The 14,343-nt window shown below is 70.9% G+C and carries 17 protein-coding genes and 2 pseudogenes; 8 read left to right on the top strand and 11 right to left on the bottom strand.

From position 1 onward, the window contains the following. Positions 1-4: 4 nt before the first annotated feature. Positions 5-541 (top strand): annotated as a pseudogene (locus tag KSF81_RS32070) (3-hydroxyacyl-CoA dehydrogenase NAD-binding domain-containing protein); the annotation flags it as partial. A gap of 73 nt (positions 542-614) precedes the next feature. Next, the gene (locus KSF81_RS11720; RefSeq protein WP_217381663.1) at positions 615-1,031 is read left to right on the top strand and encodes a 3-hydroxyacyl-CoA dehydrogenase family protein; all 417 of its coding nucleotides are present in this window, start codon (positions 615-617) and stop codon (positions 1,029-1,031) included. 160 nt (positions 1,032-1,191) lie between these two features. On the opposite strand, the gene KSF81_RS11715 is transcribed toward KSF81_RS11720, so the two are convergent. From KSF81_RS11715 to KSF81_RS11695, 5 genes are all read right to left on the bottom strand, one after another. Then, positions 1,192-1,347, bottom strand: a complete 156-nt coding sequence (locus tag KSF81_RS11715) for a DUF3309 family protein (RefSeq protein ID WP_217379131.1) — start codon at positions 1,345-1,347, stop codon at positions 1,192-1,194. Positions 1,348-1,449: 102 nt separating this feature from the next. Next, positions 1,450-2,769 (bottom strand): TRAP transporter large permease, encoded by a 1,320-nt coding sequence (locus tag KSF81_RS11710; protein WP_217379130.1) that lies wholly within the window; start codon positions 2,767-2,769, stop codon positions 1,450-1,452. Next, positions 2,769-3,281: a TRAP transporter small permease gene (locus KSF81_RS11705; protein WP_217379129.1), complete on the bottom strand. Its 513-nt coding sequence runs from the start codon at positions 3,279-3,281 to the stop codon at positions 2,769-2,771. Before KSF81_RS11705 ends, KSF81_RS11710 begins: the two co-directional genes overlap by 1 nt. A 58-nt stretch (positions 3,282-3,339) precedes the next feature. Continuing rightward, positions 3,340-4,311 carry a TRAP transporter substrate-binding protein gene (locus KSF81_RS11700; RefSeq protein ID WP_309139544.1) on the bottom strand — a complete coding sequence of 324 codons (972 nt, stop codon included), beginning with the start codon at positions 4,309-4,311 and terminating at the stop codon, positions 3,340-3,342. 136 nt (positions 4,312-4,447) lie between these two features. Continuing rightward, positions 4,448-5,110 (bottom strand): dienelactone hydrolase family protein, encoded by a 663-nt coding sequence (locus KSF81_RS11695; RefSeq protein ID WP_217379128.1) that lies wholly within the window; start codon positions 5,108-5,110, stop codon positions 4,448-4,450. A 39-nt stretch (positions 5,111-5,149) separates the two neighbouring features. Between KSF81_RS11695 and KSF81_RS11690 the strand changes: the two genes are divergently transcribed. Then, on the top strand, positions 5,150-5,353 hold the full coding sequence (locus KSF81_RS11690) for a DUF4169 family protein (RefSeq protein ID WP_217379127.1): 204 nt from the start codon (positions 5,150-5,152) through the stop codon (positions 5,351-5,353). A 38-nt stretch (positions 5,354-5,391) separates the two neighbouring features. After that, complete coding sequence (locus KSF81_RS11685) at positions 5,392-5,823, top strand: hypothetical protein (protein ID WP_217379126.1); 432 nt, start codon at positions 5,392-5,394, stop codon at positions 5,821-5,823. 30 nt (positions 5,824-5,853) lie between these two features. On the opposite strand, the gene KSF81_RS11680 is transcribed toward KSF81_RS11685, so the two are convergent. From KSF81_RS11680 to KSF81_RS11660, 5 genes and pseudogenes are all read right to left on the bottom strand, one after another. Next, complete coding sequence (locus KSF81_RS11680) at positions 5,854-6,291, bottom strand: MgtC/SapB family protein (protein WP_217379125.1); 438 nt, start codon at positions 6,289-6,291, stop codon at positions 5,854-5,856. Between the two features lie 17 nt (positions 6,292-6,308). Further along, positions 6,309-7,403, bottom strand: coding sequence for a redox-regulated ATPase YchF (ychF, locus tag KSF81_RS11675; RefSeq protein WP_217379124.1), 1,095 nt, complete (start codon positions 7,401-7,403; stop codon positions 6,309-6,311). A 16-nt stretch (positions 7,404-7,419) separates the two neighbouring features. Then, a complete protein-coding gene (locus KSF81_RS11670) occupies positions 7,420-7,881 on the bottom strand; it encodes a hypothetical protein (protein ID WP_217379123.1) in 462 nt (153 codons plus the stop codon). Further along, entirely contained in the window at positions 7,881-8,459 is a 579-nt protein-coding gene (pth, locus tag KSF81_RS11665; protein ID WP_217379122.1) for an aminoacyl-tRNA hydrolase, read from the bottom strand. The genes KSF81_RS11670 and pth overlap by 1 nt, the downstream gene beginning before the upstream one ends. A gap of 27 nt (positions 8,460-8,486) precedes the next feature. Then, a pseudogene (locus tag KSF81_RS11660) lies at positions 8,487-9,174 on the bottom strand (50S ribosomal protein L25/general stress protein Ctc). 283 nt (positions 9,175-9,457) lie between these two features. Here KSF81_RS11660 and KSF81_RS29540 point away from each other — a divergent pair. The 4 genes from KSF81_RS29540 (at position 9,458) to ybaL (ending at position 13,428) form a co-directional block, all read left to right on the top strand. Next, positions 9,458-9,973: a chromate resistance protein ChrB domain-containing protein gene (locus KSF81_RS29540; RefSeq protein WP_254453472.1), complete on the top strand. Its 516-nt coding sequence runs from the start codon at positions 9,458-9,460 to the stop codon at positions 9,971-9,973. After that, a complete protein-coding gene (locus KSF81_RS11650) occupies positions 9,873-10,253 on the top strand; it encodes a chromate resistance protein ChrB domain-containing protein (RefSeq protein WP_217379121.1) in 381 nt (126 codons plus the stop codon). The genes KSF81_RS29540 and KSF81_RS11650 overlap by 101 nt, the downstream gene beginning before the upstream one ends. A 27-nt stretch (positions 10,254-10,280) precedes the next feature. Next, positions 10,281-11,633: a chromate efflux transporter gene (gene chrA, locus KSF81_RS11645; RefSeq protein WP_217379120.1), complete on the top strand. Its 1,353-nt coding sequence runs from the start codon at positions 10,281-10,283 to the stop codon at positions 11,631-11,633. Positions 11,634-11,718: 85 nt separating this feature from the next. Continuing rightward, on the top strand, positions 11,719-13,428 hold the full coding sequence (gene ybaL / locus KSF81_RS11640) for a YbaL family putative K(+) efflux transporter (RefSeq protein WP_375293370.1): 1,710 nt from the start codon (positions 11,719-11,721) through the stop codon (positions 13,426-13,428). On the opposite strand, the gene KSF81_RS11635 is transcribed toward ybaL, so the two are convergent. Then, positions 13,388-14,332 (bottom strand): sterol desaturase family protein, encoded by a 945-nt coding sequence (locus KSF81_RS11635; RefSeq protein ID WP_217379118.1) that lies wholly within the window; start codon positions 14,330-14,332, stop codon positions 13,388-13,390. The two genes, ybaL and KSF81_RS11635, sit on opposite strands and share 41 nt — an antisense overlap. Positions 14,333-14,343 lie beyond the last annotated feature (11 nt).

Raw genomic sequence — 14,343 nt, 5'->3', positions numbered from 1 at the left:
GCCGATGGCGGCCAGGATGCGGGCGAAACCCCCCGCCCTGTCATTCCGGGCGCTGGCACAGCAAGCAAGAGGCAGGAGGTCACGCATGAGCCAGTCCCCCCATCGTCCCGTGCGCCGGGTCGGCGTCATCGGCGCCGGCACCATCGGCGCCTCCTGGACCGCCTATTTCCTGAGCCGCGGGCTGGAGGTGGTGGCCAGCGACCCCTCCCCCGGCGCGCCCGACCTGATCCGCCGCATGGTCGAGGATGCCTGGCCGATCCTCCAGCGGCTCGGCGCGACGCCCGATGCCGACCCCGCGCGCTGGCGCTTCGAGGCCGATCCCGCCGCCGCCGCCAAGGGCTGCGACTTCATCCAGGAAAATGCGCCGGAACGCTATGAGGTGAAGCAGCCCCTGCTCCGCGCCATCAGCGCGGTGCTGCCGGCGGATGTGGTGATCGCCTCCTCCTCCTCCGGCCTGCTCGTAAGCCGCCTGTCGGAGGGTGTGACGCATCCCGCCCGCCTGGTGATCGGCCATCCCTTCAACCCGCCGCACATGATCCCGTTGGTCGAGGTGGTGGGCGGCACCACCGCCAGCCCCGAGGCGGTGGAGGCCGCGATGGGAATTCTACCGCCGGATCGGCAAGCACCCGATCCTGCTGCGGAAGGAGGTTCCCGGGCATCTGGCGAACCGCCTCCAGGCGGCGCTCTGGCGAGAGGCGGTGCATCTGGTGGCGGAGGGCGTGGCCAGCGTCGCCGATGTCGATGCGGCGATCTCCGAGGGGCCGGGGCTGCGCTGGGCGCTGATGGGGCCGCACGCCACCTTCCACCTGGCCGGCGGCGAGGGCGGCTATGCGCATTTCATGCACCACCTGATGCCGGCGGTGACGAGTTGGTGGAGCAGCCTCGGCAACCCGGAGGTGGTGCCGGAATTGCAGCGGGCGCTGATCGCGGGCGTGCAGGAGGAGGTCGGCGGCGCCAGCGTGCAGGAACTGGCGCGCCGGCGCGACGCCGCGCTCACCCGGTTGCTGGAGGCGCGGCAGCAAGAAGGCTGAACCTCGCCGGACCTGCCTGCCCGGAACCGCGCGCGGCCCCGGGCGGCACGGCACCGGCCTGCAGCGGCGTGCCGAATTGATGGTTCGGCACGCCGCTGCAGGCTGTTGTCCGTAGAGCGGATTCACGCCTCCGGGCGGTTCCGCCCTGCGGCGATCCGCTCTAAAGCCTGCCCATCAAGGCCAGGACGATCAGCACCACCACGATCAGCCCGACGATGCCCGAGGGGTAGTAGCCCCAGCCGCCGCTATAGGGCCAGGCCGGCAGCACGGCGAGCAGCACGATGATCAGGATGACGACCAGGACGATGGAGCTCATGGAATGCCCTCCCGGCAGGATGCCGATACGGGCAGGGAACGTCGCCACGCCGCGCCGGTTGCAGGCTGCCGCGTCCTTGTGCGGGTGCGGTGGCTCCGGGTTTCAGCGCAGGGATTCCGGCGAGATCATGTTGGGCAGGACCATTACGATGCTCGGGAATACGATGATAAGCCCCAGCACGGTCAGCATCGGCAGCAGCATGAGGCAGGTATCCTTGAGGGCGGCGGACATCCGTATCCCCGCCACCGAACAGGCGATCATCAGGCAGAGCCCGTAGGGCGGCGTCACCAGCCCGAAGGCGAGCGAGATGATCCCGATCATCGCGAAATGCACCGGATCGATGCCGACGCCCAGGGTCAGCGGCTGCAGGATGGCGCCGACGATGATGATGGCCGGGATGGCGTCGAGGAAGCAGCCCACCACCAGGAAGACCAAGGCCACGAAGAAGCCGGTGCCGATCGACCCCATCCCCCAGGATTTCACGCCGGAAAGCAGCACCTCCGGGATCTGGTAGAAGGCCAGCAGCCAGCCGAAGCAGCTTGCCGTGCCGACGCAGAACAGCGTGATCCCGGCCAGCCGCCCGGTATCGCCGAGCGCATTCAGCAACCCTTTCCAGTCCATCTCCCGGTAGATGAAGAAGGAGAGGAAGCCGGCATAGAGCACCGCAATGCAGGCGCTTTCCGTCGCGGTGAACCAGCCGAAGATCTTGCCGCCGACGATGATGAGCGGCGTCGTCAGCGCCGGGATCGAGACGATGAACCCGGTGACGACCTGCGCCAGGGTGGCGCGCGGATAGGTGGGGTAGCCGCGCGCCTTCGCATAGGCATGCACGGTTCCCATCTGCACCAGGCCGATCAGCAGGCCGGGGATCACGCCGGCCAGGAACAGCGCGCCGATCGAGACGGTCAGCACGCCGCCCCAGACGATCATCAGGATGGAGGGCGGGATGATGACGGCGAGCACCGCGGAGACGGCGGTGATGGCGACGGAGAAGCTGTCATCATAACCCTCCTTCCGCTGCGCCTCAATGAAGATCTTCGATTGCGACGCGGCATCGGCGGTGCTGCTGCCGGAGATCCCGGCGAAGAAGAAGGACAGCACCACATTGATCTGCGCGAGCCCGCCGGGGAAATGCCCGACCAGCGAGCGGGAGAAATTCATCAGCCGGTCGGTTATGCCGCCGATATTCATCAGGTTGGCGGTGAGCAGGAAGAAGGGCACCGCCAGCAGGATGAAGCTGTTGTAGGCGTTGAAGGTCTCCTGCGCGAGCATCATGGGCGAGAGCCGCGGCTCGATCAGCAGGATCGGCAGGCAGGCGAGGCCGAGCGCCACCGCGACGGGCACCCGCAGCACCAGCAGGGTGAAGAAGACGCCGAACAGGATCTCCGCCGCCTGCACCGCGGTGAGGACATTGCCGCCCATCACGCCCGGCCCCGCAGCACCGCCACCGCATCGGCCATGCGCTCCGCCTCGAACAGCATCCAGACCAGGCCGGCGACCGGCCAGACCATGTGGATCGTCCAGAGCGGCAATTCCGCCAGTTCGCTGATCCGGTAGATCGCGAATTCGGTGAACTCCCAGCCCCACCACAGGAAGACGAAGGCGAAGAGCAGCACGAAGCTGCCCGCCAGCAATTCCATCCATGCCTCGCCTTTGGGCGAGAGGCGGGGGAAGACATCCACCACGAAATGCGTGCCCTCCCGCACCGCCAGCATGGCGCCGAGCATCACCGAATAGACCAGGCAGAACCGCGCCAGCTCCTCGGTCCAGATGTAGGAGGGGATGATCGAGGTGTAGCGCGAGAAGATCTGCAGGCTGACCGGCAGCACCAGGATCGCGACACTGAACAGAAGCAGCACGGTGATGCCTTGCGCAACGGCGCGGTTCACGCGGCGCAGCACGCCAAGGGCGCCGCCGGTTGGTGCCTGGGTCATGGAGACTCCGGATGGGGAGGGGATTGGGGGCGGCCGCGCGGCCGCCCCGCCGGCGAGGTCAGGCGTTCAGCGCGTTGATGCGGCCAAGGATCGCCTCTGCGCCGATCTCCTTCGCATAGGCCTGCATGATCGGGTCCACCAGGCGCTTCATCTGCGGGCGTTCGGTGAACTCGACCCGGTGCAGCTTCCCGGCCTTCTCCAGCACCTCCAGCTTCGCCTCGTCCTCGCTCGATTCGATCTGCCGGCCGAAGGCCCCGGCCTCCTTGCCGGCGCGGCGGATCGCCGCCTGGAGGTCGTTGGGCAGCCGCGCGAAGCTCGCGGAGGAGAAGCAGAGCGGCCGGATGGTGATGGCGTGCCGGGTCAGGGCCAGTTGCGGCGCCACCTCGAAGAAGCGCATCTGCTCGACGCCCGCCGCCTCGTTCTCGCCGGCATCGATGACGTTGTTCTGGATGCCGTTATAGACCTCGTTATAGGCGATCACGGTGGGCGACATGCCGATGGCGGCGAAGCTGCGGCTCCAGATCGGCGCGCCCTGGACACGCACCTTCAACCCGCGCAGTTCCGCGATGCTGCGCAGCGGCTTGTTGGCGAAGATGTTGCGCACCCCGCCACCGGCATAGCCGATCAGCATCACCCGCGCCCGCCGCTCGATCTCATCGGCCACCGGCTTGAACATGTCGGCGTCCAGCACGCCGTTCCAATGCTCGAGGTCGCGGAAGATGAAGGGCGCGTCGATGAAGGGGGCGGCGCGGGAGAAGGTGGACATATGCGCCGGGGAGACGATGGCATAGTCCACCGCCCGCCCCTGGGCCATGTACTCGAAATACTGCTTCTCCAGCCCGAGGCTGCTGTTCTTGTGCAGGACGAAATTGATCGGCTTGCCGTAGTACTGGCGCACCAGTTCCTCGAACCGCGCCATGCTGCGGGTGAAGGCGTGCTCGTCGTTGAACTGCGAGGCGCCGTTCAGGGTGATGGCACCCTGGGCGCGCACCGGGATGGACAGGAGGGGCGGGCGCGGCCAGCGCGCCACCCAGCAGGGCCCTGCGGAACATGGTCTCTCCTTGGACGTGCCGGCCGGCTGTGCCGCCGGCTCGGGGAGAGACTAGCGCCAGTCCATGGCGGGAGGGAACCGGCTGGTTACAGGATGCCGGCCCCTCCCGGGGAGGTCATCCCAGGTGCTTCGCGAAGAAGGCGAGGGTCCGTTCCTGCGCCAGGGCGGCATCGGCGGGCACATAGCTGCCGCGCTCCTCGCAGCCGAATCCGTGGCCGGCGCCCTTGTAGACGAAGATCTCGACCTCCGGCCGCGCGGCGCGCACCGCCTCCACATCGCTCATCGGGATGGAGGCGTCCTTCTCGCCGAAATGCAGTTGCACCGGGCAATGGGGCTTCTCCTCGCGGTCGGCGGCGATGCCGCCGCCATACCAGCCGACGCTGGCGGCGAAGTCGCTGGTCCGGGTGGCGCCGTGCCAAGCGACGGTGCCGCCCCAGCAATAGCCGACGATGCCGCGCTTCGCGGATTTCGGCAGGGCGGCGGCGGCGGCCCGGATGTCCAGCACCGTCTTTTCGGCCTTGATGGTGCCGCGCAGCTTGCGGCCGCGCGCCACATCGGCGGGCTCGTAGCCGAGTTCGACCCCGCGCTCGGTGCGGTCAAACAGGGCCGGGCAGATCACGGCATAGCCCTGCTTCGCGAAATCGTCGCAGACCCGGCGCATGTGGCGGTTCACGCCGAAGATCTCCTGCACCACCACCAGGGCGCGCGACGCATCCCGCGGACCGGCGGTGTAGGCGGAGAGGGTATGGCCGTCGGCGGTGGTCAGTTCGATGGTCATGGCGTTTCCCTTCGCGTCTCCCGCCGCTATCCTCCGCGGATGGGCGATATCGTCAACCTGAACCATGCGCGGAAGGCCAGGGCCAGACAGGAGGCCACGGCGAAGGCCGCCGCCAACCGGATGAAGCATGGCCGCGGCAAGGCCGAACGCGCCAATGACCGGGCCGCGGAGGCGCGGCGCCAGGCGCTGCTGGACGGCGCCCGGCAGCCTGGCCCCGGCGCGGACGACCCGCCGCCCGGCTGAGCCCGGCAGGACCAACCCCAACAACAGGAAGCGTCACCATGACCGTTCGAATCCCGGTCCTCGGCCTTGCGGCCCTCGCGTTGCTGGCCGCCTGCGCCGAGCCCGCCGCCACGCCACCGCCGGCCACCGGCGCGGCGGCCGCCGCGCCGGAGCCACCGCCGCCCCCCCGCGGGCCGGTCACCCGCTTCGACGGCCGCTATACCGGCACCGTGACCCTGCTGCCGGACCGCACCCGCGCCTGCCCGGAAGGCCCCACGCAGGAGCGGGAGATCACGGTGCGGAATGGCCAGGTGAATTTCGCCTTCAATCCGCAGGTCCGGCAGGTGCTGACCGGCACGGTCGGGCCGGAGGGCTCGGCCCGCATGGCGGACCGGGTCGACCGTACCATCGCCACCTCCGGCCTCTTCACAGAGAACGGCTTCCGGGGGGGGAGCACAAGAACGGCCTCTGCCACTACGCCGTGCAGATGACCAAGCGGAGCTGAAGCGGGCCGTCGCGGGTCAGCGCGGCCCCGGATCCTCGGGTGGCGCCCGCCGCTCGATCCAGGCGGAGACGGGCCGCATCACGACATGCGCGACCAGGACCAGCGCCGTCAGTGCGGTGGCCAGGGCAATTTCCAGCAGCCCCGCCGCGGCGCCAATGGCGGCCAGGGCCCAGAAGGTGGCGGCGGTGGAAAGGCCGCGGACGGTACCGCCGCGGCGCAGGATCACGCCGGCGCCGATGAAGCCGATGCCGGTGGCGATGGCGCCGAGCGCCGCCCCCGGATTATCCCCGCCATGCGCCACCGCGATGCGGGCGAAGACGCAGGCCGCCCCGGATACCAGGGCGGCGGAGCGCAGCCCGCCGGGATGCCGGCGCCACTCCCGCTCCGCCCCGATGGCCGCACCGAGGGCGAAGGCCAGCAGGACCGCAAGGGCATCCTCCGGGAAGGCGGGCAAGGCGGCCCCGGCCCGGCCTAGACGTTGAAGCGGAACAGCAGGATGTCGCCATCCTTCACGACGTATTCCTTGCCCTCGACCCGCATCCGGCCGGCTTCCTTGGCGCCCTGCTCGCCGCCGAGCGCCACGTAGTCGTCATAGGCGATGGTCTCGGCGGCGATGAAGCCACGCTCGAAATCGCCATGGATCACGCCGGCGGCGGCGGGCGCCTTGGTGCCCCGGGTGATGGTCCAGGCGCGCGCCTCCTTCGGTCCCACGGTGAAGTAGGTCACCAGGCCGAGCAGCGCGTAGCCGGCGCGGATGACGCGGTCGAGGCCGCTGTCCTCAAGCCCGAGGCTGGCCAGGAAATCCGGCCGGTCGGCATCCGGCATCTGGCTGATCTCGGCCTCGATGGCGGCCGAGACCACCACCGCGCGGGCGCCTTCCGCCGCCGCCCGCTCGAAGACCTTCGCCGAATGGGCATTGCCGGTGGCCGCCGCGGATTCCTCCACGTTGCAGACATAGAGCACCGGCTTGGTGGTCAGCAGCTGCAGCCGGCGCGCCGCCTCCTCCTCGCCCTTCGGCACCGCGGTGCGGGCGGGCTTCCCGGCCTGGAGCGCGGCGACGATCGGGTCGATCAGCACCAGTTGCTGCGCCGCCTCCTTGTCGCCGGAGCGGGCGCGTTTCTGCAGCCCGACCTGGCGCTTCTCCAGCCCATCGAGATCGGCCAGCATCAGCTCGGTCTCGACCGTCTCCGCATCCCGCACCGGGTCGACGCTGCCCTCCACATGCGTCACGTCGCTGTCCTCGAAGCAGCGCAGCACATGGACGATGGCGTCCACCTCGCGGATATTGGCCAGGAACTGGTTGCCCAAGCCCTCGCCCTTGGAGGCGCCGCGCACCAGCCCGGCAATATCCACGAATTCCAGGCTGGTCGGCACGGTCTTCTGGCTCTTGCCGATGCGGGTCAGCATGTCGAGGCGCGGATCGGGCACGCCGACCCGGCCGACATTCGGCTCGATGGTGCAGAAGGGGTAATTCGCCGCCTGCGCGCTGGCGGTCGCGGTCAAGGCGTTGAACAACGTCGATTTCCCGACATTCGGCAGCCCGACGATGCCGCAATTGAAACCCAAGGGAACCTCCTGACAATCAGCCGCGCAGCAGCCCGGCCAGGCGCTGCGCGAGAATGGTGGCGGCGATGCGGGCCGCGCCATCGTCGGTATCGAGCGAGAGCGAGGCGGCCAGCACGGGCGCCGCGAGCCCGGCCGGCGGCAGCCCGGCGCGGCGCGCGGCGGCGATGATCCGCCCGGCCTGGGCCGCGCTGTCGCCGCCCCCGCCCAGCACCTCGGCGGCCTCCAGCAGCAGCGCGGCGCGCAGCGCGGCCTCGCCGGCCGCATGCAGCGCGGTGCGCTGGCGCCGCACATCGGCCAGCGGCCCGCCGGAGGGGTCGCCCGGCACCACCGCCACGGCGGCGCGGAGGGCGGCAGCGGTCTCGGCCAGCGCCCGCGCCTCCCGCACCAGGCCGGCGGCCAGGGCGGCGGCGCCATTGGCGAAGTCCTCGGCGCCAGGGCCGCCCATGCCTGCGGTGAAATCGGCTTCCGCCTCCTCCATCAGCGCGTCTCCTGCGTCAGCAGCGCCACCCGCGTCATGAAATCCTCCGCCCGGCGCTCGGCCAGCAGCGGTGCGGCCTCGGCCACGGCGTCGAGCAGCGTCTCCAGCCAGGGCAGGTCGGGTCTGGCGAAGTTGCCGAGCACATGGCCGGTCACCTTCTCCTTCATGCCGGGATGGCCGATGCCGAGGCGCACCCGCTGGAACTCCGGCGTGCCCAACGCGCGCTGCATGTCGCGGATGCCGTTATGCCCCGCCGCGCCGCCACCCTGCTTCACCCGCACCTTGCCGGGTGCCAGGTCGAGCTCGTCGTAGAAGGCCGTGATGTCGCCGGGCGGCACCTTGTGGAAGGCCGCGGCCGGCTGCACCGCGTCCCCGCTGCCATTCATGTAGGTCATCGGCTTCAGCGCCAGCACCTTCACGCCGGCGATGCTGCCCTCGGCGACCTCGCCCTTGAAGCGCCGCCGCCACGGGCCGAACCCGTGGCGGCGGGCGATGGCCTCGATCGCCATGAAGCCGATATTGTGGCGCTGCCGGGCATGTTCCGGCCCGGGATTGCCCAGGCCGACCCAAAGCAGCATGGCAGCGCCCCTTGCCCTGGCTCTGGCCTACTTCTTCTTGGCCGGGGCCTTGGCGGCTGGCGCCTTGCCGGCGGGCGGGGCCTTCTGCTTGGTCGCCTCGGGCGCGGCGGCGGCGACTGGCGCGGCGGGGGTCTCCTCGGCGACGGTCGGCGCGGCGATGGTCGCCACCACGAAGTCGCGGACGATCACCGACTTGGTGCCGAACTGGTCGCGCACGGCGGACCAGCGCAGGCTGTCGCCGATGCCGGCGGCGCCGAGATCGATCTCAAAGCCCCCCCGGCACGTTGTCCGGGTCGGCCTGCACCTCGATGTCACGGCGCACGACGTTCAGCACGCCTCCGGCCTTGATGCCCGGGCAGGTATCCTCATTCACGAAGACCACCGGCACCTTCACCCGGATCATCTGTCCGGCCGCCAGGCGCTGGAAATCGACATGCAGCGGCCGGTCGGTCACGGGGTGGAACTGCACCTCGCGCATCAGGGCGCGCTCGGTCCTTCCTCCGTCGCCCTTCACCGCCACCTCATAGAGATGGCCCTGCCAGCCGCCCTTCTGCAATTCCTTCATCACGTCGCGCGGGTCGAGGGCGATCAGCGTCGCCTCCTGCTTCGCACCGTAGATGACGGCGGGGACCAGCCCCTCTCGCCGTGTCGCGCGCGCCGCCCCCTTACCGGAACGCCCACGCGCCTCGGCCTCGATCCGAATGGTTTGGACCATGGTCGTACCTCGCTTGGCTATGGAATGGCCTGGCCGGGTCGCGGCGCCCCGAATGGTCGCGGCCGCCCGAATTCAGGCGCGCCGGCCTCCAGGGGTGCCGGCGCGCCGCGGGCCTTAGCCCATCGGCCCCCAGGGCGCAACCTGCCGATTGACCGCCGCCCGACGGCGGGACTAGCCTCGCCCGCATCGGCGCCATCCGCAGGCGCGCCGTCAGAGGCGGCCCCCCGCGTCCAAGCCTGCGCCCCTTCAGCCGCACCACTGCGCGGCATTGACGGAGGCGCTCATGGACGCCGTTTCGATTTCCCCCGAAGCCCTGCTCGCCGCCAGCCTCGGCTTCCCCGGCCCGCAGATCCTGGACATGAGGCGGGAGGCCGCCTTCGGCACCGCCGAGCACGCCCTGCCCGGCGCCCTCCGGCGCGATCCCGAAGCCGTCGCCGCCTGGGCCGGCGCCCTGGAGACGCACCGGCCGGTCGTCGCCTATTGCCTGCATGGCCATGCGGTCAGCCAGGAGGTCGCGGCGGCGCTTCGCGCCCGCGGCCTGGCGGCCAGCTACCTGGAAGGCGGGATCGAGGGCTGGGCCTCGCTCGGCCTGCCGCTGGCGGCGAAGCCCGGCCGCCCCTCGGTCTGGGTGACGCGGGCGCGGCCGAAGGTGGATCGCGTCGCCTGCCCCTGGCTGCTGCGCCGCTTCGTCGACCCGGATGCGCGCATCCTCTTCGTGCCGCCGGCCGAGGTGGCGCGGGTGGCGGGGGCCACGGGCGGCACCGCCTTCGACATCCCCGGCGCCCCCCTATACGCATGAGGGCGAGGGCTGCAGCTTCGATGCCTTCCTGGCGCGCCACCGGCCGGAGGACCCGGCCCTCGCCCTGCTGGCCCGCATCATCCGCGGCGCCGATACCGAAAGGCCGGATCTGCACCCGGCTTCCGGCGGGCTCTTCGCCGCCGCGCTCGGCTTCTCGGCGCTGATCGCCGAGGACCAAGTGCTGCTGCGCCACGCCTTTCCGCTCTATGACGCGCTCTATCTCTGGTGCCGTGACCTCCAGGGCGAGGCACATCGCTGGCAGCCCGCCGCCGCGGCCTGACCTGCCTGCCTCAAAGGTGCCTGCCCGATGAATGTCCTGCCGCCCGATGCCGCCGCCTTCCCGAGCTTCGCCCAGGCGCTCCGCGTCTGGCTCCGGGTCGGCTGCCTCTCCTTCGGCGGCCCCGCCGGGCAGATCGCGCTGATGCACCGGGAGGTGGTGGATGAGCGCCGCTGGGTCTCCGACGCCCGGTTCCTGCATGCGCTGAATTTCTGCATGCTGCTGCCGGGGCCGGAGGCGACGCAGCTCGCCACCTATCTCGGCTGGCTGCTGCATGGGGTGAAGGGCGGGGTGGCGGCCGGGCTGCTCTTCGTCCTGCCGGGCGCCGTGGTGATGCTCGGGCTCTCCATCCTCTATGCCACGCTGGGCGAGGTGCCGCTGGTGGCGGCGCTGTTCTTCGGCCTGAAATGCGCGGTGCTGGTGCTGGTGGTGGAGGCGCTGCTGCGGGTGGCGCGACGGGCGCTCAAGGGTGCGGTGTCCTGGGCCGTGGCGGTGGCCGCCTTCCTGGCGCTGTATCTGCTCGGCCTGCCCTTCCCCGCCGTGGTGCTGGCCGCGGCCCTGCTGGGCTACTGGCAGCCAGACTCCTTCGTCGGCGGCGGCCATGGCGCGGCGCAGGAGGGCCCGCCCGCCCTGCTGGATGCCCTGCTGGCGCGCGAGCCGGAGCGGATCGCTCGGCTCACCGGCGCGGCGCGGCGGGCGGGGCTGGCCACCCTGGCGCTCTGGGTCTGGCCGGTGGCGCTGCTGCTGGCGGAGGGCGGGCAAACCACGTCCCCTTGGGCCGATATCGCCTGGTTCTTCTCCAAGATGGCGGTCGTCACGGTGGGCGGCGCCTATGCCGTGCTCGCCTATGTGGCGCAGCAGGCGGTGGAGCATTACCACTGGCTGACCGCCGGGGAGATGCTGGCGGGGCTCGGCCTGGCCGAGACCACGCCCGGGCCGCTGATCCTGGTGCTGCAATTCACCGGCTTCATGGCGGGCCATGCCTGGGGCGGGGTCTGGGGCGGCACGCTGGCCTCGCTGCTCACGCTCTGGGTGACCTTCGCGCCCTGCTTCGCCTGGATCTTCCTCGGCGCCCCCTATGTGGAGCGGCTGCACAACCAGCCGCGGCTGAAGGGCGCGCTGGCGGGGGTGACGGCGGCGGTGGTCGGCGTCATCGGCAACCTGGCGCTGTGGTTCGGCCTCCGGGTCCTCTTCGCGGAGGTGCGCGAGGTGCCGCTTGGGCCGCTCGCCCTGGACATGCCTGTCGCGGCCACGCTGGATGGGGTGGCGCTGGCCCTGGCGGCGCTGGCGGCGCTCTGCCTGTTCCGGCTGAAGCTCGGCGTGGTGCCGACATTGGCGGTCGCGGCGGTTTCGGGGCTGGCGGTGAAGTCCCTGATGGGGTGATACCGGAGGTCGCCCGAGGCAGCCGAGGAAGATCCGCTTGCCGGAACACCACACGCCGCTGATCGCCACCATCGCCGTCGGCCTGATGCTCGCCTTCATCTTTGGCCTGGCCGCGCACCGGCTGCGCTTCTCGCCGCTGGTCGGCTATCTGGTGGCCGGCATCGCCATCGGCCCCTTCACCCCGGGCTTCATCGCCGACCAGGAGCTGGCGAACGAGTTGGCGGAAATCGGCGTGATCCTGCTGATGTTCGCGGTCGGCCTGCATTTCTCGCTCAAGGACCTGATGTCGGTGCGGGCCATCGCGGTGCCCGGGGCGATTGCGGGGATCGCCACCGCTACCCTGCTCGGGACCGCGCTGGCCTGGTCCTTCGGCTGGCCGCCTGGCGCCAGGCTGGTCTTCGGCCTGGCGCTCTCGGTCGCCAGCACCGTCGTGCTGCTGCGGACGCTGCAGGAGCGGCGGCTGATGGAGACCGACCGCGGCCACATCGCTGTCGGCTGGGTGATCGTCGAGGATCTCGCCATGGTGCTGGCGCTGGTGCTGCTGCCGGCGATCGGGCCCACCATTGCCGCGGGCACCAGCCTGTCGCCCTGGCAATTCGGGGCGCTGGTGGCGCTGACCCTGGCCAAGGTCTCAGCCTTCGTGGCGATCATGCTGCTGGCCGGGCGGCGGGTGATCCCCTGGGTGATGCATTACGCCGCCCATACCGGCTCGCGCGAGCTGTTCCGGCTGGCGGTCTATGCGGTGGCGCTCGGCGTGGCCTTCGGGGCGGCGCAGTTGTTCGGCGTTTCCTTCGCGCTCGGTGCCTTCTTCGCCGGCATGGTGATGGGCGAGAGCAAGCTCAGCCAGCGCGCGACGGAGGAGGCGCTGCCGCTGCGCGATGCCTTCGCGGTGCTGTTCTTCGTCTCGGTCGGCATGCTGTTCGACCCGCATGTCCTGCTGCGGGCGCCCTGGGCGGTGCTGGCGACGCTCGGCATCATCGTCATCGGCAAGCCGCTGGTGGCGATGGCGATCGTCCGCGCCTTCGGCCATCCGATGGGCACCGCGCTGACCATCTCGGCCAGCCTCGCCCAGATCGGCGAATTCTCCTTCATCCTGGTGGGGCTTGGCGTCACCATGGGGTTGCTGCCGCCGGAGGGGCGGGACCTGGTCCTGGCCGCCGCCATCCTGTCCATCCTGCTGAACCCCTTCCTGATCGCGGCGCTGGAGCGCGGCCGGGTGCGGCTGCTGCCGCGCACCATCCTGCCCAGCGCCCGGAAGGCACCGGAACCGCAGCGCGCCGAGCCGGAACCCGCCTCGCCGCCGCCCGCCCCGGCCAGCGAGCCGCCCGCCGTGACCACGCTGGAGGGGCATGAGGTGGTGGTCGGCTATGGCCGGGTCGGCTCCATCCTCGGCGCCGGCCTCGCCGCCGCCGGCCATCCCTTCCTGGTCTTCGAGGAAACCGACGAGCGGATGCAGGCGGCGCGGGGCATGGGCGCCGAGGTGGTGGTGGGCAATGCCGCCGACCCGGAGGTGCTGGCCGCCGCCAACCTGGCCGCGGCGCGCCGGCTTTTCGTCACCATCCCGGACGCCTTCGAGGCCGGCCAGGTGATCCAGCAGGCCCGTGCCCTCAATCCCGGCCTGGAGATCCTGGCCCGCGCCCATTCCGAGGAGGCGGTGGCGCATCTCACCGGGCTCGGCGCCACGCTGGCCGTGATGGGCGAGCGCGAGATCGCCCACCGGATGCTGGAAGCCGCGCTGGCGGAGGCGCCAGCCCTCAGCCCCGCTCCCGAGCCAGCGCCGCCAGCAGCCGCCTGAACCCCGCCGCCTGCTGCCGCAGCCAGCCGCCGGAAGCCAAGGCCTCCGGCGCGCCGGGATCGCCGGTGCGGGGATAGACATCGCGGCGGAAATCCCCGGTGCCGAAGGCCCAGTCCCAGACCGGCAGCAGCACGGCATAGTTGCGGCCATGCTCGCCGGCCGAGAGCAGGCCGTGATGCAGCCGGTGGAAGCGGGGCGAGACCAGCAGCCGCTCCCCCAGCCGGCCGAAATCCAGCCGGACATTGGCGTGGGAGAGGCTCTCGGCCAGGCGCATCAACAGCAGGATCAGCGGGAACTGCCCCGGCGGTACGCCGATCAGCAGCGCGATGCCGCCGAACCAGAGCGCGGCAATGACCTCGTCCAGCACATGGTTGCGGTCATCGGTCCAGAAGGTCATCCGGCGCTGCGCATGGTGCACGGAATGCAGCGCCCACCACCAGCCGAAGCGGTGCTGCGCCCGGTGGCGCCAGTATTCGCCGAAATCCAGGATCACCACATAGAGCGCCAGCGCCAGCAGCGGGTGGTCGCGCAGCGGCGGGACCAGCATCTCAAGGGTCGGCGGCATCACCCCGGCCTCGGTCAGCCAGCCCTCCCAGAGGGATTGCAGCGAGGCCAGGACCACGAAGGCCAGAAGCGGCAGCAGGCCGAGCCGGGTGAGGAAGGTATAGACCATGTCGGTCCTGACCACCCGGCCGCTGCCCTCCCAATGCTCCACCGGCCGCCAGGCCTCGAGCGGCCGGCAGACCGCATAGACCACGGCGATGCCCAGCAGGCCGAAGACGGCGAAATCCAGCCAGTCATGCAGGTCCTCCGCCCAGTCCATCAGGCCGAGGGCATAGAGGGGCGGCTGGACCAGTGTCTCGAACAGCCAGCCGGTGGTGGCGGCGTAGAGATCCTCAAGCATGGCGTGCCTAT

The sequence above is a fragment of the Siccirubricoccus sp. G192 genome, assembly GCF_019084075.1.
Classification (GTDB): Bacteria; Pseudomonadota; Alphaproteobacteria; order Acetobacterales; family Acetobacteraceae; genus G192.
Note: the sequence above shows the minus strand (reverse complement) of the source record. Positions and strands in the feature narration are given on the sequence as shown.

Coding starts and splice junctions, on each gene's coding strand:
- chrA (WP_217379120.1), top strand. CDS start 10,281: ATGAATGTCCTGCCGCCCGATGCCGCCGCCTTCCCGAGCTTCGCCCAG.
- KSF81_RS11695 (WP_217379128.1), bottom strand. CDS start 5,110: ATGACCATCGAACTGACCACCGCCGACGGCCATACCCTCTCCGCCTAC.
- KSF81_RS11635 (WP_217379118.1), bottom strand. CDS start 14,332: ATGCTTGAGGATCTCTACGCCGCCACCACCGGCTGGCTGTTCGAGACA.
- KSF81_RS11685 (WP_217379126.1), top strand. CDS start 5,392: ATGACCGTTCGAATCCCGGTCCTCGGCCTTGCGGCCCTCGCGTTGCTG.
- KSF81_RS11715 (WP_217379131.1), bottom strand. CDS start 1,347: ATGAGCTCCATCGTCCTGGTCGTCATCCTGATCATCGTGCTGCTCGCC.
- KSF81_RS11650 (WP_217379121.1), top strand. CDS start 9,873: ATGCGCGCATCCTCTTCGTGCCGCCGGCCGAGGTGGCGCGGGTGGCGG.
- KSF81_RS11670 (WP_217379123.1), bottom strand. CDS start 7,881: ATGGAGGAGGCGGAAGCCGATTTCACCGCAGGCATGGGCGGCCCTGGC.
- KSF81_RS29540 (WP_254453472.1), top strand. CDS start 9,458: ATGGACGCCGTTTCGATTTCCCCCGAAGCCCTGCTCGCCGCCAGCCTC.
- KSF81_RS11690 (WP_217379127.1), top strand. CDS start 5,150: ATGGGCGATATCGTCAACCTGAACCATGCGCGGAAGGCCAGGGCCAGA.
- pth (WP_217379122.1), bottom strand. CDS start 8,459: ATGCTGCTTTGGGTCGGCCTGGGCAATCCCGGGCCGGAACATGCCCGG.
- KSF81_RS11705 (WP_217379129.1), bottom strand. CDS start 3,281: ATGACCCAGGCACCAACCGGCGGCGCCCTTGGCGTGCTGCGCCGCGTG.
- KSF81_RS11710 (WP_217379130.1), bottom strand. CDS start 2,769: ATGGGCGGCAATGTCCTCACCGCGGTGCAGGCGGCGGAGATCCTGTTC.
- ybaL (WP_375293370.1), top strand. CDS start 11,719: ATGCTCGCCTTCATCTTTGGCCTGGCCGCGCACCGGCTGCGCTTCTCG.